Source organism: Actinophytocola sp. KF-1 (assembly GCF_054661535.1).
Map to the genome: position 1 here is coordinate 242,264 of NZ_BAAFVK010000004.1, position 20,275 is coordinate 262,538.

25 protein-coding genes are annotated in these 20,275 nt (G+C 72.8%); 10 read left to right on the forward strand and 15 right to left on the reverse strand.

What is annotated here, in order from left to right; all coding sequences use genetic code 11:
* Positions 1–28: 28 nt before the first annotated feature.
* The gene (locus tag ACYQ77_RS14230; RefSeq protein WP_459711204.1) at positions 29–478 is read left to right on the forward strand and encodes a nuclear transport factor 2 family protein; all 450 of its coding nucleotides are present in this window, start codon (positions 29–31) and stop codon (positions 476–478) included.
* On the opposite strand, the gene ACYQ77_RS14235 is transcribed toward ACYQ77_RS14230, so the two are convergent.
* From ACYQ77_RS14235 to ACYQ77_RS14255, 5 genes are read right to left on the reverse strand one after another with little or no spacing between them, the layout of a single operon-like run.
* On the reverse strand, positions 466–1,686 hold the full coding sequence (locus ACYQ77_RS14235) for a cytochrome P450 (RefSeq protein ID WP_459711206.1): 1,221 nt from the start codon (positions 1,684–1,686) through the stop codon (positions 466–468). The two genes, ACYQ77_RS14230 and ACYQ77_RS14235, sit on opposite strands and share 13 nt — an antisense overlap.
* Positions 1,683–2,288, reverse strand: a complete 606-nt coding sequence (locus ACYQ77_RS14240; RefSeq protein ID WP_459711208.1) for a GTP-binding protein — start codon at positions 2,286–2,288, stop codon at positions 1,683–1,685. The genes ACYQ77_RS14235 and ACYQ77_RS14240 overlap by 4 nt, the downstream gene beginning before the upstream one ends.
* On the reverse strand, positions 2,269–2,631 hold the full coding sequence (locus tag ACYQ77_RS14245; protein WP_459711211.1) for a DUF742 domain-containing protein: 363 nt from the start codon (positions 2,629–2,631) through the stop codon (positions 2,269–2,271). Before ACYQ77_RS14245 ends, ACYQ77_RS14240 begins: the two co-directional genes overlap by 20 nt.
* Positions 2,628–3,047: a roadblock/LC7 domain-containing protein gene (locus tag ACYQ77_RS14250; protein WP_459711213.1), complete on the reverse strand. Its 420-nt coding sequence runs from the start codon at positions 3,045–3,047 to the stop codon at positions 2,628–2,630. The genes ACYQ77_RS14245 and ACYQ77_RS14250 overlap by 4 nt, the downstream gene beginning before the upstream one ends.
* Positions 3,047–4,525 (reverse strand): sensor histidine kinase, encoded by a 1,479-nt coding sequence (locus tag ACYQ77_RS14255; RefSeq protein WP_459711215.1) that lies wholly within the window; start codon positions 4,523–4,525, stop codon positions 3,047–3,049. The genes ACYQ77_RS14250 and ACYQ77_RS14255 overlap by 1 nt, the downstream gene beginning before the upstream one ends.
* 125 nt (positions 4,526–4,650) lie before the next feature.
* On the opposite strand from ACYQ77_RS14255, the gene ACYQ77_RS14260 reads away from it, so the two are divergent.
* Positions 4,651–6,000, forward strand: coding sequence for a cytochrome P450 (locus ACYQ77_RS14260; RefSeq protein WP_459711217.1), 1,350 nt, complete (start codon positions 4,651–4,653; stop codon positions 5,998–6,000).
* 26 nt (positions 6,001–6,026) lie between these two features.
* On the opposite strand, the gene ACYQ77_RS14265 is transcribed toward ACYQ77_RS14260, so the two are convergent.
* Positions 6,027–6,185 (reverse strand): hypothetical protein, encoded by a 159-nt coding sequence (locus tag ACYQ77_RS14265; protein WP_459711220.1) that lies wholly within the window; start codon positions 6,183–6,185, stop codon positions 6,027–6,029.
* A 222-nt stretch (positions 6,186–6,407) separates the two neighbouring features.
* Between ACYQ77_RS14265 and ACYQ77_RS14270 the strand changes: the two genes are divergently transcribed.
* Both ACYQ77_RS14270 and ACYQ77_RS14275 read left to right on the forward strand, forming a co-directional pair.
* A complete protein-coding gene (locus tag ACYQ77_RS14270) occupies positions 6,408–7,037 on the forward strand; it encodes a glyoxalase (protein ID WP_459711222.1) in 630 nt (209 codons plus the stop codon).
* A 14-nt stretch (positions 7,038–7,051) separates the two neighbouring features.
* The gene (locus tag ACYQ77_RS14275; protein WP_459711223.1) at positions 7,052–7,177 is read left to right on the forward strand and encodes a hypothetical protein; all 126 of its coding nucleotides are present in this window, start codon (positions 7,052–7,054) and stop codon (positions 7,175–7,177) included.
* A gap of 48 nt (positions 7,178–7,225) precedes the next feature.
* Here the strand turns inward: ACYQ77_RS14275 and ACYQ77_RS14280 are convergent, their stop codons facing one another.
* From ACYQ77_RS14280 to ACYQ77_RS14295, 4 genes are all read right to left on the reverse strand, one after another.
* Entirely contained in the window at positions 7,226–8,623 is a 1,398-nt protein-coding gene (locus tag ACYQ77_RS14280; RefSeq protein ID WP_459711225.1) for an NAD(P)(+) transhydrogenase (Re/Si-specific) subunit beta, read from the reverse strand.
* 4 nt (positions 8,624–8,627) lie between these two features.
* Complete coding sequence (locus tag ACYQ77_RS14285; RefSeq protein WP_459711228.1) at positions 8,628–8,936, reverse strand: NAD(P) transhydrogenase subunit alpha part 2; 309 nt, start codon at positions 8,934–8,936, stop codon at positions 8,628–8,630.
* A 71-nt stretch (positions 8,937–9,007) separates the two neighbouring features.
* The gene (locus ACYQ77_RS14290) at positions 9,008–9,766 is read right to left on the reverse strand and encodes an endonuclease/exonuclease/phosphatase family protein (protein ID WP_459711231.1); all 759 of its coding nucleotides are present in this window, start codon (positions 9,764–9,766) and stop codon (positions 9,008–9,010) included.
* A 223-nt stretch (positions 9,767–9,989) separates the two neighbouring features.
* A complete protein-coding gene (locus tag ACYQ77_RS14295; protein ID WP_459711233.1) occupies positions 9,990–10,568 on the reverse strand; it encodes a TetR-like C-terminal domain-containing protein in 579 nt (192 codons plus the stop codon).
* Positions 10,569–10,660: 92 nt separating this feature from the next.
* On the opposite strand from ACYQ77_RS14295, the gene ACYQ77_RS14300 reads away from it, so the two are divergent.
* Entirely contained in the window at positions 10,661–11,095 is a 435-nt protein-coding gene (locus ACYQ77_RS14300) for a hypothetical protein (protein WP_459711235.1), read from the forward strand.
* An 8-nt stretch (positions 11,096–11,103) separates the two neighbouring features.
* Here ACYQ77_RS14300 and ACYQ77_RS14305 read toward each other — a convergent pair whose 3' ends face one another.
* The 3 genes from ACYQ77_RS14305 to ACYQ77_RS14315 all read right to left on the reverse strand — a co-directional run bounded on the left by ACYQ77_RS14305 (position 11,104) and on the right by ACYQ77_RS14315 (position 13,609).
* Entirely contained in the window at positions 11,104–12,723 is a 1,620-nt protein-coding gene (locus tag ACYQ77_RS14305; RefSeq protein ID WP_459711237.1) for a glycoside hydrolase family 13 protein, read from the reverse strand.
* Between the two features lie 56 nt (positions 12,724–12,779).
* Positions 12,780–13,091: a hypothetical protein gene (locus ACYQ77_RS14310; RefSeq protein WP_459711238.1), complete on the reverse strand. Its 312-nt coding sequence runs from the start codon at positions 13,089–13,091 to the stop codon at positions 12,780–12,782.
* Between the two features lie 80 nt (positions 13,092–13,171).
* Positions 13,172–13,609: an Hsp20/alpha crystallin family protein gene (locus ACYQ77_RS14315; protein WP_459711240.1), complete on the reverse strand. Its 438-nt coding sequence runs from the start codon at positions 13,607–13,609 to the stop codon at positions 13,172–13,174.
* Between the two features lie 105 nt (positions 13,610–13,714).
* Here ACYQ77_RS14315 and ACYQ77_RS14320 point away from each other — a divergent pair, with 105 nt between their 5' ends.
* The 3 genes from ACYQ77_RS14320 to ACYQ77_RS14330 all read left to right on the forward strand — a co-directional run bounded on the left by ACYQ77_RS14320 (position 13,715) and on the right by ACYQ77_RS14330 (position 17,490).
* Positions 13,715–14,335 (forward strand): HSP18 transcriptional regulator, encoded by a 621-nt coding sequence (locus tag ACYQ77_RS14320; protein ID WP_459711242.1) that lies wholly within the window; start codon positions 13,715–13,717, stop codon positions 14,333–14,335.
* A gap of 867 nt (positions 14,336–15,202) precedes the next feature.
* Entirely contained in the window at positions 15,203–15,874 is a 672-nt protein-coding gene (locus tag ACYQ77_RS14325; RefSeq protein ID WP_459711245.1) for a fasciclin domain-containing protein, read from the forward strand.
* A gap of 95 nt (positions 15,875–15,969) precedes the next feature.
* Positions 15,970–17,490: a molybdopterin-dependent oxidoreductase gene (locus ACYQ77_RS14330; RefSeq protein WP_459711247.1), complete on the forward strand. Its 1,521-nt coding sequence runs from the start codon at positions 15,970–15,972 to the stop codon at positions 17,488–17,490.
* On the opposite strand, the gene ACYQ77_RS14335 is transcribed toward ACYQ77_RS14330, so the two are convergent.
* Positions 17,474–18,391, reverse strand: coding sequence for an NmrA family NAD(P)-binding protein (locus tag ACYQ77_RS14335; protein WP_459711249.1), 918 nt, complete (start codon positions 18,389–18,391; stop codon positions 17,474–17,476). The two genes, ACYQ77_RS14330 and ACYQ77_RS14335, sit on opposite strands and share 17 nt — an antisense overlap.
* A 102-nt stretch (positions 18,392–18,493) precedes the next feature.
* Here ACYQ77_RS14335 and ACYQ77_RS14340 point away from each other — a divergent pair, with 102 nt between their 5' ends.
* Together ACYQ77_RS14340 and ACYQ77_RS14345 are read left to right on the forward strand one after the other, a co-directional pair.
* Complete coding sequence (locus ACYQ77_RS14340; RefSeq protein ID WP_459711250.1) at positions 18,494–19,069, forward strand: TetR/AcrR family transcriptional regulator; 576 nt, start codon at positions 18,494–18,496, stop codon at positions 19,067–19,069.
* 30 nt (positions 19,070–19,099) lie between these two features.
* On the forward strand, positions 19,100–19,435 hold the full coding sequence (locus ACYQ77_RS14345; protein WP_459711252.1) for a hypothetical protein: 336 nt from the start codon (positions 19,100–19,102) through the stop codon (positions 19,433–19,435).
* Here the strand turns inward: ACYQ77_RS14345 and ACYQ77_RS14350 are convergent.
* Entirely contained in the window at positions 19,425–20,273 is an 849-nt protein-coding gene (locus ACYQ77_RS14350) for a DUF3626 domain-containing protein (RefSeq protein ID WP_459711253.1), read from the reverse strand. The genes ACYQ77_RS14345 and ACYQ77_RS14350 overlap by 11 nt on opposite strands.
* Between the last annotated feature and the right edge of the window lie 2 nt (positions 20,274–20,275).

A 20,275-nucleotide genomic window follows, 5' to 3' on the forward strand; every position in this document is an offset into this window, starting at 1 on the left:
GGAGTCACGACTCCATATATTCGGAGTCATGACTCCGGACAATAACAGCCCGCGAGAGGTCTTCCTCGCGCTCGTCGAGGGTGTCGCGGCGGGCCGGTGGGCGGAGCTGCCGGACCTCTACGCCGAACAGACCGACGTCACGCACCCGTTCCACCCGCTGCGCCCCGCCGCACTGCGGACCCGCGACGAGTTGCGTGCGCACTTCCGCCCCACCGGCGACGGCCCGCGCCTCGCACGGCGGCCGGCGAACATCACGGTGCACGAGACCACCGACCCGGAGGTCATCGTCGCCGAGTTCGAGTACCGGGGCACCAACCTCGACACCGGCGAGGACTTCGTGACACCCGCGGTCTTCGTGCTCCGCGTCCGGGACGGCGCGATCGTCGAGTCGCGTGACTACTTCGACCACCTCGCGTCCGCCAGGGCACGCGGGGCGCTCGGCGCACTGCTCGCGGCGGTCGCGGCTCAGGGCACGTAGGTCGGGGTGAACGTCACCGGCAACCGCACCAGGCCTCTCGTCCACACCGACGACCGCCACTCCAGGTCCCCGGACAGCACCAGGTCCGGCAGCCGGTCGATGAGCACCTCTACGCTGGTCTTCGCGATGATCTCGGCGATTTCCGGCGCCGGGTAGGGACATCCGTGCTCGCCGTGGCCGAACGACATCATCGCGCGGTTCCCCGCCGTGCCTTCGGCGGGCCGTACCCGCGGGTCGGCGTTGGCCGCCGCGAGCCCCAGCACCAGCAGGTCACCCGTCCTGATCCGCTGGCCGCCGAGCCGGGTGTCGCGGGTGGCGACGCGGCCGAGGTAGTTCTGGGTCGGCGTGTCGTGCCACAGCACCTCGTTGAGCGCGTCGCCGACGCTGGCGCGGCCGCCGGACAGGGTGATCGCGAACCGCTCGTCGGTCAGCATCAGGCCGATGGTGTTGCCGATCCAGTTCGTCGTCTGCTGGTGCGACTGCAGCAGCACCACGAGCAGGTCCGACACGATCTCCTCGTCGGCGAGGAGCGCCGGGTTGCCCAGCAGGTGCGACGGCACGTCGGAGCCGGGCATCGCCCGCTTGCGGTCGACGAGCCGCTGCATCTCCTCCTGCAGCCGGGTGTACACGGCCATCTGGTCGGCCGCCCGGCTGGTCACCGCGGAGTTCATCACGCCCATGACGTCGTCGACCAGCACCCGCGCCTCCGACTCGGGCACCCCGCACATCATCGCGGTGGCGCGCAACGGGATCCGCGACACGTACTGGCTCATCAGCTCGGCCTCGCCCGCGCCGGCGAACCGGTCGATCATCTGGTCGGCGATCCGCTCGCACCGGTTCGCGAGCTCGAACTGGTCCACCGACTCCAGCGCGTCGGACAGCGCGCCGGCGCGCCTGCCGTGCTCGGGGCCCTCGGTGAACATGACCGACGGGTTGTGCACCAGGTGCGGCAGCAGCGGCCAGTCGTCCGGCACGGTCTCCCACGCGTTCCACCGCCGGGTGTCCCGCGCGAACAGGGCCGGGTCGGTGGTGACCTGGTGCAGTTCCCGGTACCCGCACACGAACCACGCCGGGATGTCGCCCTCGAGCAGCACCGGGGCGACCGGCCCGTGCTGCTCGCGGATCCGCTCGTACCACGCGGCCGGGTCGGTGCGGTAGCGCTCGCCGTACAGGGGAACCGCGTCGGTGCGGTGCGCGACGTCGGTCATGACGAGACGGCCTCCCTGGCGGTGGAGAGTGCGTAGAGGTGGTCGACGAGCGCGATCAGCACCCGCTTGGCCGACGCGCGGTCACGTGCGTCGCAGTCCACCAGCGGCACGTCGGCGGGCAGGGACAACGCGTCGCGGACGTCGTCGAGGCTGTGGGTGGTGCCCGGGAAGTTGTTGCGTGCCACGATGAACGGCGTCCCGTGGTGTTCCAGCCGGTCGATGGCGTACCAGGAGTCCGCGAGCCGCCTGGTGTCCACGAGCACGACCGCGCCGAGCGTGCCTGCGAACAGCCGGTCCCACAGGAACCAGAACCGTTCCTGGCCGGGCGCGCCGAACAGGTACAGCACCATCCGCTCGTCCAGGCTGATGCGGCCGAAGTCGAACGCGACGGTCGTGGTCGACTTGCCGTCGACCGCGCTCGTGTTGTCCACGCCCAGCCCGGCCTGGGTCATGGTCTCCTCCGTGGACAGCGGCCGGATCTCGCTGACCGCGCGGACCATGGTGGTCTTGCCGACCCCGAACCCGCCGACGATCACGATCTTCAGGCCCTCGGCCGCCGTGCTGGCCAGTGGCGTGCGCGGCTCAGAGCTTGTGGAGTCCAACGAGCACCTTCTTCAGGGTCGCGGCGTCGGGCAGCTCGGTGCGAGCGCGCGTCGACGACGACGGGTGGCGGGCGGTGACCTTGCCTTCGCGCAACAGGTCGGACAGGAGGATCTTCACCACGCCGACCGGCAGGCCGAGGTCGGCGGAGAGCTCCACGACGGCGACCGGCGCGCGGCTCGCGCGCAGGATCCTGGCGTGCTCGGACTGCATGCCCGGCACGGGATCGGCGGCGGCGACGATCAGCGTGACGATGTCGAGGTCGGGCTCGTCGGCGGAGCTGCGGCCGCGCGTGACCGTGTAGAGCCGGTCCGGGCCCTCGTTGTCCAGCTCGCGGCGGATCATGCGGGGCCGGTGCGCTCGGCGCCGCGTGGCGGCGCGGTCAGGAACGCGCCGATCTGCTCCACCAGCTCGTTCATCCGGTGGCCGATCAGCCCGACGTCCGCGTCCTCGGTGGCGAGCACGGCGAGGTGCGCGCCCTCCCCCGCCTCGACGATGAACAGGATGCCGCCGTGGAACTCGGTCATCGAGTGCCGTACCCCGCCGGTGCCGTCCCCGAACTCGACGGAGGCGCCCTGCGACAGCGCCTGCACGCCGGCGGCGATGGCGGAGAGCTGGTCGGCCTTGTCGACCGAAAGACCGGAGGTGTGGCAGAGCTTGAGCCCGTCCCTGGACAGCACGAGTGCGTGCGTGGCCCCGGCGGTCTGTGCCACCAGGCTCTCCAGCATCCAGGTGAGGTTGGCGTCGGTCGCCATGGTCATCAGGAGTCTCCCCCTCCAGCGTTCTGATCGGGCGTGGTGGATCGGCGGCCCTGCTGGAAAGCGCTGAAGCGCGCGCCGATGTCGGTGCGTTTCCCGCCGCGGGACACGGGTTCGCGGTTCGCCTCCGTGGCGCGGACGGCGGCGGCGAACGTCTCCCCGCGCGGCCGCTTGGGCAGCGCGGGCACCTCCGCCGTGCCGGCCGCCGCGTCCGCCGCCGTGTCCGCCGTCGTGTCCGCCGCCGTGTCCGCCGCCGTGTCCCCTGCCGTGTCCGTGCGGGGCGGCGCGTCGTCGAGCACCGCGGTGGCCGTCGCGGCCGAGGTGGCGGACTCGGTCGTACCGGCCGCCCGGACCGACTCGATGGCCCTCGGCGCGGTCCCGGCCGGTTCCGCCTCGCGCGGGTGGATCACGAGCTGCTGCGGGATCCGCACGACCACGCCGGTGCCGCCGCGCGACGACGGCCGGAAGTACACCTGCAGCTTGTGCTTGCGTGCCAGCGAACCCACGACCACCAGGCCGAGGCGGGTGCCGGGCACCTTCGCGAGGTCCAGCGGCCCCTCGGTGGACACGGCGGCCTCGGCCCGCGCGAGCGCCTGCGGTTTCATGCCGAGCCCGCCGTCCTCGATGGTGACGACGACGCCGGTGTGCAGTTCCTCGACGTAGACGTGCACCTCCTCCGAGGGCGCGGAGAACCGGGTCGCGTTGTCCATCAGCTCGGCGAGCGCGTGCATGACGTCCTCGGCGGCGTAGCCGACGATCGCCGCGGTGCTGCTCGAGTGGGTCTGGATCCGCTGGTACGCCTGGATCCGGCCCATCGCGCCGCGCAGGATCGACTCCATCACGATGGGCTTGGTCCAGCGGCGGCCGGAGCGGGCGCCGGTCAGCACGGCGATGCTGTCGGCGAGCCTGCCGGTCTGCGCGGTGCTGTGGTCGAGCTTGAGCAGGTCCCCCAGGACGCTCTCGGCGTGCCGGCCCTCCATCTCGCGCAGGTCGGCGAGCATGCTGGTGGCCATGGCCTGCACGCGGCCCGCGGCGTTCGCGCACGCGGCCATCGCGGCCGACCGCTGCCGCTCGCTCACGCCGATCTCCCTGACCACGGCGGCGAGGAGGTCCTTCGGCACGTCCTGCGCCGTCGGCGCCAGCTCGGCGAGGACCGTGTCGGCGGACGCGCCGTCGCGCACCCGGGCCGCGGCGCGCGGCAGGACCTCGTCGACGAGCCGCCCGATGCCGTTCTCCAGCGCGCGCAACCTGGCCGCCGTCCGCCGTGCCCGGTTCGCGCGGAACGTCGTGAACGCCAGCGCGATGCACAACCCGAGCGCCAGCGCACCCGACGACGTGGCGACGACCAGCCGGTCCCCGGCCGCGACCTGGAACGTCACCCACAGTGTCACGCCCGCGGTGACGGCCATGATGAGGAGGAGGTACAGGAGCACGTCGGTCGACGACCGGTGCTCGTGCGGGACGGGCTCTCGTGCTGGCATATCAGTCCTCACGCGGGGTGGCACCGAAGGAGCAGGTGAGCAAGATACCGGGCCGGGCAAACACCGGAGCGAGTTCGACCGAACGGACGTAGCGGAGCGTGTTCGCTCTGGCACTATCGAATGCCGTGCCGCTTCCCACCCCGCCCGGCCCGGCGAACCTCGTCCGCACGATGCTGACCTACCAGAAGGCGCCGCTGTCGTTCCTCACGAACGTGCTGGACACCTACGGCGACGTCGCCTCGTTCCGCCTGGCCACCGCCCGCGTGATCCTCCTGCGCCACCCGCACCACATCCGCCGGGTGCTGCAGCAGAAGTCCGGGGTGTACGACCGCAGCTCGATGCCGTACAAGATGTCCCGCACCCTGTTCGGCCGCGGGCTCGCCACCGTCGAGGGCGGCGAGGAGTGGCGTGCCATGCGGCGGCTGATGCAGCCGTCGTTCCACTACCAGCGCGTCGCGTCGATGGCGGAGCACATGCTGGCCGTGATCCAGTCCCGCGTCGACCGCTGGGAGGAGATGGCGGCCGCGGGCCAGACCATCGACACGGCGCCGGAGATGCGCAGCCTGACGCTGCGGGTCGTCGCGCGGGCGCTGTTCGCGCTGGAGGAGGGCGAGGTCTGCGACCGGTTCGCCGCCGCCATCGACACCGTGGACCACGAGCTCGGCCAGTGGATGCGGTTCCCGCTGCTGCCGCTGTCCGTGCCGACGGCGGGCCACCGCCGCTACTGGGCGAACCGCACGGTGGTCGAGGAGATCATCGACTACGTGATCACCGAGCACCTGGCCGACAACGTCGACCGGGGCGACCTCCTGTCGATGCTGATCATGACGGAGGACGAGGAGACCGGCGCGCGCCTGACCGACGAGCAGCTGCGCGACCAGGTCATGATCATGCTGTGGGCGGGCCACGAGACGGGCGCGAACGTCCTCACGTGGGCCTGGTACCGGCTCGGCACGCACCCCGAGGTCCAGCAACGGGTGCTGCGCGAGATCGACGACGAGCTGGACGGCAGGCCGCCCGCCCTCGCCGACTGCAGCAAGCTGACCTACACCCGCTCGGTGATCGACGAGGTGCAGCGGCTGTACCCGCAGCAGTGGCTCGCGTCGCGCCGCGCGCTGGAGGAGGACGAGATCGGCGGCTTCCGCGTGCCCGCGGGCACGGACATCTTCTTCAGCCCGTACCACGCGCACCGCCACCCCGAGTTCTGGGACGACCCGGAGGAGTTCCGCCCGGAGCGATTCACCGCCGAGGAGGTCGCGAAACGGGACCGCAGCGCCTATATCCCGTTCGGCTCCGGCCCGCACCTGTGCATCGGCAACCAGTTCGCGATGACCGAGATGCTGCTCGTGCTGGCGAGCACCCTGCAGCGGTTCCGGATCGAGCTCGTGTCACCGGAACCGGTCGGCCCCCGGCCCTTGCTCACCCTCGGCCCGGAGAAGCCGATCCACGTCCGCCTGGTCCCCCGCGGCCGGTGAGTGGCCGTCCGTGTCCTGACCCGGGCTCAGTAGTCGTCGCGGCCGCGTGATGGTGACGAGTCCCTGATCGGGCGGTTGGCCCACGAGTCGACCACCACGATCAGGGCCGCGAGGATGATCAGGACCACGCCGAGGAACGCGATGTCGCTCATGAAGAAGAGGACCGCGATGGTCAGGATCGGCACGACGGCGAACAGGCAGAACGGGTCGACCCGCCCGAAGTACTGCTGCTTCTGGCCGCCCGAGGAGCTTCCGTACTGCGCCGCGATCGTCCTGCCGCCTTCCGTGCCGTCTGGATCCGGGGGGCAGCATAGTTGGCGGGGCCCGCCAGGTCACAATCGGACATCGGCGAGACCGGTCAGGAATCGAGAAGCGCCGGTCAGGGCCGCGGCCATAGCGTTTCCGGCATGACATCGATCGACACCATCACCCTCGAGGTGGCCGACGTCGCGGCCGCCGAACGCTTCTACGCCACCGCCTTCGGCCTGGCCGGCGACCGGCTGCGCCTGCGGGCGTCGGACGCGCCGTCCACCGGCTTCCGCGGCTTCACCCTCTCCCTGATCGTCGCCCAGCCGGGGAACGTCGACGCGCTGGTCGACGCCGCCCTCGAGGCCGGGGCCACCACGCTGCGGGCGCCGAAGAAGTCCATGTGGGGCTACGGCGGGGTCGTGCAGGCGCCCGACGGCACCATCTGGAAGGCCGCGACCCCGAAGAAGAAGGACACCGGCCCGGCGACCAAGGAGTTCGAGGACATCGTGCTGCTGCTGGGCGTCACCGACATGTCCGCGAGCAAGAAGTTCTACGTCGACCACGGCCTCACCGTGGCCAAGAGCTTCGCGAACGCCTACGTCGAGTTCGCCCGCGGCGACGGCGCCGTCCAGCTGGGCCTGTACAAGCGCCGCGGTCTCGCGAAGGACGCGGGCGTCGCCCCCGACGGCAGCGGCTCGCACCGGATCGCGATCGGCGGCACGTCCGCGCCGTTCACCGACCCGGACGGCTTCGCCTGGGAGACCAGCTCGCTGGCGGCGCGGTCCTGATGTGCCGCCACCGCATGCCCGAGTTGATGGCGGCACTCGCCGAGCAGGCCGCGGCGAACCGCCCACCCGACATCCCGGACATCCCCGCACCCGCGCCGGAACCGGACCTCCCGGTGCCCACACCGGCGCCGGTGCCGTGACCGGCCGTGACCGGTGTGCGGGCGAGCGCCGCACACCGGCCACCGTCCTCACCCGACGAGCGTGCGCACCGCCGAGGTCAGCTCGGTGAGCCCCTTCCTGGCGTCGGCGAAGTACATGCCGGTCTTCGGGTTCGAGTACAGCTCGTTGTCGATGCCCGCGTAGCCGTGGCCCATGGACCGCTTGATCACCACGACGCTCTTCGCCTTGTCGACGTCGAGGATCGGCATCCCGGAGATCGCGTTGCCCGGCCTGCGCGCGGCCGGGTTCGTCACGTCGTTGGCGCCGATCACCAGCACCACGTCGGTCTGCGGGAACTCCGGGTTCGCCTCGGTCAGCTCCTTCATCAGCGGGTAGGCCACGTTCGCCTCGGCGAGCAGCACGTCCATGTGGCCCGGCATGCGGCCCGCGACCGGGTGGATCGCGTAGCTGACGTCGATCCTCAGGTCGGCGAGCAGCTGCCCGAGCTTCGCCAGCTCGTGCTGCGCCTGCGCGGCGGCGAGGCCGTAGCCGGGGACCACCACCACCTTGCTCGCGTACGCGAGCTGGATGGCGACGTCGTCCGCGGTCACCGCGCGGACGCTCACGTCACCGCCCGCCGCGGCCGGTGCCGCGTCGTCGCCCGTGCCGAACCCGCCGATGACGATGTTGGCGAGCGAGCGGTTCATGGCGTCGGCCATCAGCTTGGTGAGGATGCCACCGGACGCGCCGACGAGCGCGCCCGCGATGATCAGCGCCGGCTCGCCGACCACGAAACCGGCCATGGCGACCGCCGTGCCGGTGAACGCGTTCAGCAGCGAGATGACCACCGGCATGTCCGCGCCGCCGATCGGCAGCACCATGGTGACCCCGAACACGAGCGCCACCAGGACGAGCAGGGCCAGCGCGGGCCCGCTGCCGGGGTCGGCCACCAGCCACGCCACCCCGCCCGCGAACGCCACGGCCAGCACCACGTTCACGGCGCGGGCGCCGCGGAACACGACGGGGCTGCCGGACACCACGCCCTGCAGCTTGCCCGCCGCGATCAGCGAACCGGAGAACGTGACCGCGCCGATGAGCACGTCGAGGCCGCCGGGGAGGCTGACCCGCGCCCCGAGCGCGGCACCGTGCTTGAGGAACTCGGCGACCGCGATCAGCGCGGCCGCGCCGCCGCCGACCGCGTTGAACACGCTGACCAGCTGGGGCATCGCGGTCATCCGCACGGACCGCGCCAGGTACAGCCCGACGGCCGAACCGAACGCGGCGCCGGTGACCAGCACGAGCCAGCCGGTGGCGGTGATGCGGCCGTCGAGCGCGATCAGCACGCCGGTGGCGAGCACGGCGATGCCCATGCCGGTCGCGGAGAGCAGGTTGCCCTTGCGCGCGGTCGCGGGCGAGTTCATCAGGTGCAGGCCGAGCACGAAGCAGACGGCGGCGGCGAGCAGCACGTACTTGAGGAGGGTCGCCACCGCGTCAGCCCTCCACAGAGGACTGCAGGCGGGGCCGGGCGCGGAACATCTCCAGCATCCGGTCGGTGACGACGTAACCGCCGACCACGTTCATCGCGCCGAACGCGACGGCCACGAACGCCAGCACGTAGGCGGCGGGCCCGTCGGCGGACGCGGTCACGAGCATGGCGCCGAGCACGACGACGCCGTGGATGGAGTTGGCACCGGACATGAGTGGTGTGTGCAGTGTGGCCGGTACCTTGCTGATCACCTCGAAGCCGACCAGCACACCGAGCACGAACACGGTGATCGCCGTGAACAGATCGATGTTCATCGCGCACCTCCTGTGAGAGCCATGGCGATCTCCACAGTCTGGCACGGCGGCCCGCCGATCGGCGGGACCGTTCAGGGCATGGTCACCGTGACCAGCCATCCGGGGTGGTCGGTCGTGCCCGCCATGTCGATCTTCGTCCCGCTGACGAACGCGAGGGAGGTCGTGGCGAAGACGTGCTGCACGCTGCCGTCGCCCTTGCGGTAGAAGCCGGACCGGTTGCAGTCCTGCACGTTCGGGACGCCGCCGTACCGCAGGTTCATGTCGCCGGCCACGACCACCGGTCCCGTGGCGGCGTACCCCACGGCGCGGGTCATGAGTTCCTTGCACTGGGCCAGCGCGGTGGTCCCGCTGCGGGCGGACAGGTGCGTGGTGCACGCGCTCAGCGCGCCCGCGGGCAGGCACGCCCACACCCGCAGCTCGCTGCTGCCGTCCTGCGCGGTGTACCGGCCGGCCACGTCGGTGGTGCCGGCGAGCGCGTCCACGACCATCACGACGTTGCCGTACTGCTGGCCGTTCTGACAGGTCACGGGGGTGCCGTCGGGCCGCTGCGCGGCCACGAACCGGACGCGCGCCGCGCCCATCGCCGCCCGCAGCCGCTCGACGTCGCCGGAGCACGCCTCGTTGACGGACAGGACCTGCGGTCTCGTCGAGGAGATCACGGAGATGGCCTTGGTCATCACCGCCTCACCGGTGTAGCAGCCCGCCACGCCGCTGTGGCAGATGTTGAGCTGCAACACCTTCACCGTGGTGGCGGCCGACGCGGCCGGGGCGACCGCGATGCCGGACAGGAGCAGGGACGCGACGGCGATCAGCCGGGTGATCAGGCGCATGGATCGAGACAAGCAGACCGGCCCCGGGAGCGGCAAGCTCCTGCGGGGCCGGGAAAGCGAAGGGGTCGGCGCGGCGGTCGCCTCTCGGCGAGTGGCGCGACGCGGCTCCGTCGGACGGTGTTCCGCGAAGGCAATGGGTGAGGCCCGGGGGACACGGACCGCACCGACCACTCACGTCAACGGCGGGACCGGCGCCGGTGTTCCCGGCCCGGCGTGGCCTCCCTCACCCGCCGTTCCGGGCGGGCCACGCGCGCAGGAGCGCGTCGAGGGCGTCGACGATCCGCGGCCAGGACTCCTCGGGCGGCGGTGCGCTGTGGTCGAAGTTGCCGCTGCGTTCGAGCGCGAGGTAGCCGTTGATGGTGCTGCCCAGCAGGCGGATCACGTGCACGTGCTCGTCCGCCGGGATGGGGTAGCCGCGCAGCACCGCGCCGGTCAGCGCCACCACCTCCCTGGCCGCGTCCGAGCGGACCACGGCGTCGCCCGCCCGCCGCTGGAGCGCGAGCCACCGTCCGGGCGCCTCGCGTGCGTAGGTCCGGTGGGCGGCGGCGAAGGCCTCGAGCGCGTCCCGCCCGGCACGCCCGGCGACCGCGGCCCCGACGCGGGCGGCCAGCTCCCCCAGCGCGAGTTCGGTGACGCCGTCCAGCAACGCCTCGCGGTCGCGCACGTGCGAGTACAGGCTGGGCGTGCGCACCCCGAGCCGCCGCGCGACGGCCGACAGCGTGACGGTGTCGAACCCGTCCGCGTCGGCGAGGTCCGCGGCCTCGGCGACGACGGTGGCCGGGGTGAGCGGGGCACGGGTCATCCCGGCAGCCTATGCGATCCAGGCGCGCGCCTACATGGCGTAGGAACGACACGGATCCACCGCACCGGGCGACGTACCCGGTGGGAGGCGTCATGACGGGTGTGCTGGAGCAGTTGCTGGACGCGCGGGGCGTACGGCCCGCGCCGGTCACGTGGGCCGCGACCGTGGCCGCGGTGTCGGGCGGCGCGACGCTCGTCGGCGCCTCGCTCGTGGTCGTCGCGGCGTTCGGCGCGGGCGGGGTCGCGTGGGCGGCCGCCGCCCTCCAGGTGAGCGCGGCGGTGCTGTTGATCGCGGGCGGTGCGCGCCTGGCGGTCGGCGCGGGGCGAGGGGTGCTGTTCGCCGGGATCGCGGCGCAGCTCCTGACGTGTGCGATGCACGTGTCGTACGCCGTGACCGCGGTGGCGGGCGACCCCGAGGACGCGGCACTCGTCCCGGTGGTGCTCGCGGTGGCCGGGACGTTCACCGCCCTCGCCGCCGTGGACCTGTACCTGGCACTCCGCCCCGCGACGGCGGCTTTCGCGTCCTGAGCCTGCCCTCAGACCGCCAGCCAGACGGCCGTGTCCGGGGCGAGCGTGTCGTCGTGCACGGGCCCGCTCGCGAGCAGGACCTCGTCGTGCTCGGGCAGCGGCCACGGCGTCCCGCCGAGGTTCACCGCGCACAGCAGGCCCGGGTCGCGGCGGAACACCAGCACGTCGGCGGGCGCGTCGAGCCACGACAGGTCGCCGTCGCCGAGGGCCTTGTGGTCGCGGCGCAGGCCGAGTGCGGTCCGGTAGAGGTTCAGCATCGAGCCCGGGTCGGCCGACTGGGCGACCACCGTGCGGTCCCGCCAGTGCGCGGGCTGCGGCAGCCACGGCGGGACGCCGTCGCGGGTGAACCCGAACGGCGGGGCGTCGCCCGACCACGGCAGCGGCACGCGGCAGCCGTCGCGGCCGCGGGCGGTGTGGCCGGAGCGGTGCCACGTCGGGTCCTGCAGCACGTCCTCCGGCAGGTCCTCGACCTCCTCGAGCCCGAGTTCCTCGCCCTGGTAGACGTACGCGCCGCCGGGCAGCGCGAGCATCAGCAGCACCGCGGCGCGGGCCCTGCGCTCGCCGAGCGCCAGGTCGGCCGGGGCGGCGGGCTCGTGCTGGGGTCCGGTGCCGCGCGTGACCGGCCTGCCGTAGCGCGTCACGTGCCGGGTGACGTCGTGGTTGGACAGCACCCACGTCGCGGGCGCGCCCACCGCGCCGAGCGCCTGCAGGCTCGTGTCGATGACCGACCGGAACGACGCCGCCGACCACGAGCACCGCAGGAAGTCGAAGTTGAACGCGGTGTGCAGCTCGTCGGGCCGGACGTAGCGCGCGAGCCGCTCGGGCGACGCCACCCACGCCTCCGCCACGAAGATCCGGTCCGGGCCGTACTCCTGCGCGAGGCGCCGCCAGTCGCGGTAGATGTCGTGCACCTCCGGGCGGTCCCAGTGCGGGTGGTCGATCCGGTCTGGCGGCTCGACGAGGTCCTCGTGGCCGGTGCCGAGGTCGGGCAGGCCGGCTTTCTTGACGAGCGCGTGGGCGACGTCGATGCGGAACCCGTCGACGCCCCGGTCCAGCCAGAACCGCAGGATGTCGCGGAACTCCGCGCGCACCTCGGGGTGCGCCCAGTTCAGGTCGGGCTGTTCCGGCGCGAACAGGTGCAGGTACCAGTCACCGTCCGGGGTCTGTGTCCACGCGGACCCGCCGAAGACGCTGCGCCAGTCGTTGGGCGGCTCCCCCGGCGCGCGGCCGGGCCGGAAGTGGTAGCGGTCGCGTTCCGGGGCGCCGGGTCCGGCGGCCAGGGCGGCGCGGAACCAGGGGTGTTCCGCCGAGGTGTGGTTGGGCACCAGGTCGACGAGCACGCGCAGCCCGTGCCGGTGCGCGTCCGCGATCAGCGCCTCGGCGTCGCCGAGGTCGCCGAACCGCGGGTCGATGTCGCGGTAGTCGGCGACGTCGTAGCCGCCGTCCGCCATCGGCGAGCGGTACCACGGGGTGATCCAGAGGGCGTCGACGCCGAGGGTGCGCAGGTGGTCGAGCCGTGCGCGGATGCCTGCGATGTCGCCGAGCCCGGCGCCGGTCCCGTCCGCGAAGCTGCGCACGTAGACCTGGTAGATCACGGCGTCACGCCACCAGGGGCCGTTCGTGTCCACCCTGGCGGTTACCTCACCGGCGATCACCGAAACCGCGCGCCGGGGAGTCCGCCGGGTCAGGCGGGCACGGGGACGTCGGCGCCGTACTCGGCCAGGTCGTCGATGGCCGGTTCCAGGAGGAGCTTGCCGGTGGACAGGTGCCGTGCCGTGGTGCGCAGGTCGGCGACGACCTCGCGGGCGTGCCGCAGGTCGGTCTCCGCGTGGGCGGCGAGCCGGTCGGCCAGTCCGGCCATCGTCTCGACGAGCTGGGCGAACTCCGTCACCGCGCCGTGCAGTGCTGGGGCGTCGAGGTGTCCGGTGCGGATCGACTCGTGCACGTCCGCCAGCCTGCGGCGGCACAGGGCGAGCGCTGCGCCCGGGTCACGCATCTCCGATTCTCCTGTGGGGACGAGCGGTGGTGGCCCCGGCCGCACGCACGGGACCACCACCGGGGGAAGGGGGCCGGGGGTCAGGCCTTGATCTCCTTGGGGGTGTCGGCGCCGGTGATCGCGATCTTGCGGGGCTTGGCCTGCTCGGCGATCGGGATGCGCAGCGTCAGCACGCCGGAGTCGTAGTGGGCCTGGATGCGGTCGGCGTCGAGGGTGTCGCCGAGGAAGAGCTGGCGGGAGAACACGCCGAGCGGGCGCTCGGAGACCTGCATCTCGACGTTCTCGCCGGTCGCCGCCGGACGGCGCTCGGCCTTGACGGTGAGGACGTTGCGTTCCACGTCGAGCTCGATCGCGTCGGGCGACACCCCGGGCAGGTCGAACACGACGACGAACTCGTCGCCGGAGCGGTAGGCGTCCATCGGCATCGCGGTGGGGCGTGACCAGGTGCCCGCTGCGTTGCCGAAGACCTGCTGGGTCAGGCGGTCCAGCTCGCGGAACGGGTCGGTGCGCATCAACATGGTTGTCCCTCCTCGCTCGATCAACGGTCTGGTGTCAACGCGCACTACCGGTATAGCATGTCGTCATTCCGTTGACAAGCATCAGGTCGTCGAGAGGACGACACCATGGGTGAAGAGCAGCACGACCCCGCGGCGGCACTCGCACGCGTCCACGCGGTGCTCGCCGCGATCAACGACCTCCCCGCCGAGGACGACGAGGCGATCGCACCCGCCGAACTGCTGGCCGCACTGACCGTCCTGCGCCACCTGCGCGACGAGCTGGCCACGTGGGAGCCGCGGCTGATCACGGCCGCGCGGAAGCTCGGGGTGAGCTGGGCGGGCCTCGCACCCGCGCTCGGCGTGACCAGCCGCCAGGCCGCGGAACGCCGCTACCTGCGCCTGCGCCCGTCCGACACCGGCGAACAGACCGGCGAGGAACGCGTGCGCGCCGAACGCACCAGGCGAGCAGGCGACCGGGCCGTCGCCGCCTGGGCGCGCGAGAACTCCGGCACGCTGCGCAGGCTCGCGGGCCGGATCGGCGCGCTGGAAGGGTTGTCCGCGTCCGCGCAGGAACGGGTCGACCTGGTGAACGAGGCACTCGCCGACAACGACCCGGCCACGCTGCTCTCCCCGCTCGCCGACACGCACAGCCACCTGCAGGCCACGCACACCGAACTGGCCGAGCAGGTCCGCTCCGTCACCCAGCAGACGGAACAGGTACGCCGCAACGTCCGCGACCGCCGTTGACGGGATGGGGCTCTTCTCGTGTCGCGGCGGGGAGTCCGAAGGACCCCTTCATCACAGCACCGCTCTGTTCGCGGCGGCCCGCTGCGCGGGCCCGGCACGCCCGAGCAGGGCCCGCTCCGCGGGGCGGGCGCGCAGCGCCCGCCAACCCAGAAAGCCGCTTCTCCCCAGTGCGGTAAGCCCAGTGTGGTGAAGGGGCCTTCCTCACGCTGAGCACAATCACATCCCGCAGCATCCGAGGCGGCGGCCCGCTCCGCGGGCCCCGGCGCGCAGCGCCGGGAACGCCACCGACAGCGCGGCGCGACGAAGGGTACTTCCTCCACGTCCCGACACACCCGAACAGGGCCCGCTCCGCGGGCCGGGCGCGCAGCGCCCACCAACCCAGGAAAGCCGCTTCTCCCCAGTGCGGTAAGCCCAGCGTGATGAAGGGATCCCTCCCCACGCTGAGCACAATCACATCCCGCAGCATCCGAGGCGGCGGCCCGCTCCGCGGGCCCCGGCGCGCAGCGCCGGGAACGCCACCGACAGCGCGACCCGCATGACAAAGGGGTCCTTCGTCCGCGTCCCTGACACGCCCGGCTGGGCCCGCTCCGCGGGCCCGGCGCGCAGCGCCCGCCAACCCGGCGCACACCGCAACTCCCAAGCCCCCACACCAACGCGACGAAGGACCCCTTCATCCCGCGCCACCCGAAGCCAGGGCGCGCAGCACCCGCCACCCGCACCAGACCCAAAGGCAACGAAACGGTAACGACGGCATCCGCGCCAATCCGGGCCCCACCGGGACCCGAACACCCCTGTGACAACGCCACGATGACGTGGCCCATGGCTCCACAATGGACCCATGGGGAGACCGAAGGGGTGTTTTTCCTGATGTTGCACAGTGTTCGTCGTGGACTTCTGGTCGCGGGTGTCGCCGCGGCGGCGTTGCTGGGCGCCGCGTGCAGCAGCTCGGACGAAGGTGCCTCGAACGAGAGCAGCGGCGGCGGTGGCGGGCAGGAGACGACGACCACCACCACGTCCACACAGGACAGTTCGATGGCCGATCCGGCCGCCGACCTCGTCGGGCCCGGGTGTGCCGACTACGCGAAGGCCGTCCCGAGTGGTTCGGGCTCGGTGTCCGGCATGGCCGAGGACCCGGTCGCGGTCGCGGCGAGCAACAACCCGCTGCTGACGACGCTGGTGTCGGCGGTGTCCGGCAAGCTGAACCCGCAGGTGAACCTCGTCGACACGCTCAACGGCAGCGAGTTCACCGTGTTCGCGCCGGTCGACGACGCGTTCGCGAAGATCGACGCGGCCACCATCGGCAAGCTGAAGACGGACTCGGCGCTGCTGACCAAGATCCTGACCTACCACGTGGTGCCCGGCCGGCTGTCGCCCGACCAGGTCGTGGGCGAGCAGACCACCGTCGAGAAGGGCACGGTCGACGTCACCGGGTCGGGTGACGCGCTGAAGGTCAACGACGCCAACGTGATCTGCGGCGGCGTGCACACCGCGAACGCCACCGTCTACCTGATCGACTCGGTCCTCATGCCGACCATGTAGGACCACGAAAACCGCCGCCGGTGCCCTCGCTGGGCACCGGCGGTTTCCTTTGCGTGGCAACCAATCCGAACGTGCCGTGGCGGCGAATCCCCGGTATGGAGCATGAGACGAAGCCGGTCAGCGCGCTGGTCGGGGTGGCATCGGTGGTGGCGGCCGTCGCGGTGGGGCATCTGGTGGCCGGGTTCATCCACCCGACCGCGTCGCCGGTGCTGGCGGTCGGCAACTCGGTGCGGGACCTGACCCCGCCGCCGGTCACCGAGTGGGCCATCGCGAACCTCGGGGACGCCAAGAAGGTGCTGGTGTTCGTCGGCCTCGGGGTGGCCCTGCTGGTGTTCGGGGCGGTCGCCGGGTTGCTGTCGCGGCGGCGGCCGTGGCCCGGGATGGCGCTCGCCGCCGTGCTCGGGCTGGCCGGGATCGCATCGGTGCTCGACCAGCCCTCGGTGCCCGCCGCCGGGGTGCTCGCGCCGCTGAGCAGCCTGGTGACCGGGGTGGCGGTCTTCTTCTGGCTCCACACGACGGCGCGGCGCACCGCGCGCACGGAGTCGTCGCGGCGGCGGTTCCTGGCCACCTCGGCCGGTGTCGTGGTCGGCGCCGGGGTCTTCGGTGCCGCGGGCCAGCTGCTGGCCGGGCGGATCGACGCGTCCGCGTCCCGCGCCGCGGTCGGCGACCTGACCCCGCGGGTGCCCGCGCCGCCGATCCCGCCGGGCGCCGACTTCGCCGCCGACGGCACGCCGCGGTTCCTGACGAGCAACCGCGACTTCTACCGCGTGGACACCGCGTTGACGTCCGTGCCGCAGGTGCGCGCGGAGGACTGGCTGCTGCGCGTGCACGGGATGGTCGAGCGGACCAGGACGTTCACGTTCGCCGACATCCGCGACCGCCCGCTGGTGGCCCGCACGATCACGATGACCTGCGTGTCCAACGAGGTCGGCGGGCCGTACGTGTCGACCGCGACCTTCGTCGGCGTGCCGCTGCGGGACCTGCTCGCCGAGGCCGGGGTCCGGCCCGGCGCCGACCAGCTGTTCTCGTCCAGTGTGGACGGTTGGACGGCAGGCACGCCGGTCGACGCCGTCATGGACCCGAACCGCGGTGCGCTGCTCGCCGTCGGCATGAACGGTGAGCCGCTCCCCCTCGAGCACGGCTTCCCGGCGCGGATGGTGGTGCCCGGCCTGTACGGCTTCGTGTCCGCCACGAAGTGGGTGGTGGACATGGAACTGACGACCTTCGACGCCAAGCAGTCCTACTGGCGCGAGCGGGACTGGGGCGTGCGGGCGCCGATCAAGACCCAGTCGCGCATCGACGCCCCGCGCGGGTTCGCCACCGTGCCCGCGGGCACGGTCACCATCGCCGGGGTGGCGTGGGCGCAGACCGTCGGCATCGCGAAGGTGGAGGTCCGCGTCGACGGCGGCGCCTGGCGGACGGCCGAGCTGGCGACGGAGGTGAACAGCCAGACGTGGCGCATGTGGCGCATCCGCGTCGACCTGGGTCCCGGGCCGCACAAGGCCGAGGTTCGCGCCACCGACCGCCGCGGCATGACCCAGCCGGCCGACCGCGTCACCCCGATCCCGGACGGCGCGACCGGGTGGCACGCCACGGACTTCACGGTCGAGGGCTGACCAGGTGCCGCTCCGCCCACTCCGCGAAACTCGTGAGCGGGATGCCGAGGGCGCGCGCGAACTCGGGCCGGGCAGGCTGCCCCGCCACGTTCATCCACTCGTGCGAGGCGCCCATCGGCGGCATGCCCGCGGCGAACGCCTCCTCCTCGGTCATGTCCGGCGCGGTCAGCGGCACGCCCAGGACGCGCGAGAGGACGTCGGCGATCCGCGTCATCGGCAGGTGGTCGCTCGCCAGCTCCAGTTCCACCGCGTGGAACCGCTCCGGCGCGGCGATGGCCGCGGCCGCCGCGGCGCCGATGTCCTCCGTCGCGACCAGCGACAGCCAGGTGCCGGGCTTGAGCACGCTCACCAGGCCGCCCTCGACGCCGCGCGGGAACAGGAACCGCATGCCGGGGTGGAAGTTCGCCATGAAGAAGGCGGGCTTGATGAGCGTCCAGCGCGGGAAACCCGCCGCGCGGAGGTGGTCCTGGATCGCCGCCTTGGCGTCCAGGCTGGGGCCGACCGAACCCCAGCGGCCGCCCGCCCAGCCGGGGGTCCCGGTGTGCTGACCGGCGCCGCTGACGGACGTGTGCACGAACTGCGGCACGCCGGCGGCCTTCGCGCCCTCGATGAGGTTGACGCCCTGGGTCACCTCGCCCGCGAAGTCGAAGCCGTCCTCGGTGATCCCGGCCATCTGCACGGAGAACACCGCGCGGGCGCCCGTCGCGGCGCGGACCACGGAGTCGCGGTCGTGCAGGTCGCCGGTGACCAGTTCGGCGCCGAGCGCCGCGACGGCCCTGGCGCGGTCGGTGGCCGGGTCGCGGACGAGCGCGCGGACGGGCACGCCCGCGGCGAGCAGGGCACGGGCGGTGGCACCGCCCTGCCTGCCGGTCGCGCCGGTGACGAGAACGGGTGCGGACATGGTGGCTCCCCTGCGGTTCACACGAAACGGCGGGGCCCGCCGTTTCTGCTCGGCTACGATACGGCGGGGCCCGCCATTCTGGCAACGCCGGAGGTGAACGCCATGCCCGACCGCCAGCGCTCGGACGCCCGGCGCAACCACGCGCGGATCCTCGCCGTGGCCGAGGAGGAGGTCGCGGCACACGGCGCGGGCGCGTCACTGGAGCAGATCGCCCGCGTGGCAGGTGTCGGGTCGGCGACCGTGCGGCGGCACTTCCCCACCCGCCGCGCCCTGCTGGAAGCCGTGTCGCGGCACCGGATCGAGGCACTGTGCGCCCGCGCGGCTGAACTCGCCGACGCCGACGACAGCCGGGCAGCGCTGCTGACGTGGCTCCGGGACGTCGTGGCCTACTGCGTGTCCGCACGGGGGCTCGCCGAGGCGCTCGCCTACGGCGCCCAGCACGACCCGGTGTACGGGAACTCCTGTGCCGGCGCGCTGCGCGAGGCGGGCGCCCCGCTGTTCGGCAACGCGGCGCGGGACGGCGCGGTCGACCCGGCCGTCACCGTCGACGACCTGATCACGGTGATCGTCGGCATCGCCCTGGCCACCGGACACCACCCCGACCCCGCCGCGGAGGCGAATCGGCTGTTCGAGTTGATCGTGGCCGGTATGGCCCCGCGAGACCGGCCGCCTTTGTAGGCTCGACGTCGTCGACAAAGGAGAACCCCCATGCCGGAGCCGATCCTGGTGTCCATCGCCGCCGCGCTCGCCGCGAAGTCGGCGACCTCGCTCTACGAACTGGTGAAACGGAAGTTCGCGGGCCGCGAGGAGGCCCAGGCGGCGCTCACCGCGGCCGAGGGCGCGGCGCCGGCGTCCGCCGAGGTCGCCGCGCTGGCCACGCACCTCGACGAGGCGGCGCGGGAGGACCCGGCGTTCGGCGCGGAGCTGCGGAACACGTGGCAGCAGGTGGGCGCCACCGAGGGCGGCGTGGTCAACCAGATCACCGGCAACGTGTCCGGCAAGGTCGTGCAGGCCCGCGACGTCGAGGGCGGCATCACCTTCTGACGGCCGCCACGGGCGACCCGAACCGGGCGACGTGGTGCCACACCTTCTTGACCGCCTGCGGGTCGTGGCGTCCGGTGCGGGCGGCGTCGCCGATGATCCGGGGGTCGAGGACGCCGTCGACGGCGATCGTCACGCCGAGGTCGACGTACTCCTGGCCGCGGTAGCCGGGCCTGCGGCGGAGTTCGTCCACGTGCAGGCGCAGCCCGTGGTGCCACTCGACGGGGCAGCCGAGCCGCGCGGCCGCGGTCTCGACGGCGGTGCCCCGGTAGCACGGGTCGAGCACCAGCGCCTCCACGTCGCGGTCGAGCCGGACCGGCCCGTGCACCTGCGCCTCGATGTAGTCGTCGAGGTCGTCCTGGTCGTCGGCGAGGGCCAGCGCGATCAGCCCCATCCGGTCGGCGACCCCGAAGTCCGCGGGCTCGAGATGGCTGTCCGGGTAGCAGAACGTGGTCCGCGCAAGCGTTTCCGCGGTGAGCCGCAGGTGCGCGGACCCGAACCGGGGCGCGCCGCCGACCGCCTTGCGCCGGAAGTTCAACGCGCCGTAGACCGGCCGCTCCCCGGCGGGCGCGTCGTCGTAGGCGCCGTCGAAGATGCGGCTCTCCCACCGCCACCGGTCGCCGCCGGGGTGCGCGGTCAGGCCGCCGTTGCTGGTGCCGGTGACGAACTGGGAGACGTAGACGCCGTCGTCGGCGAGCGCGTCGAGGATCGGCTTGTCCCGGAGGAACCGGTCGGGGTGGAAGTTGAGCGTGACCCGCAGCGCGGGGTCGATCGGCGGCCCCGACGCGAGTGCCGCGACGTGCCGGAGCGCGCGGTCACGTGCCGTCCCGAACCCGTTCATGC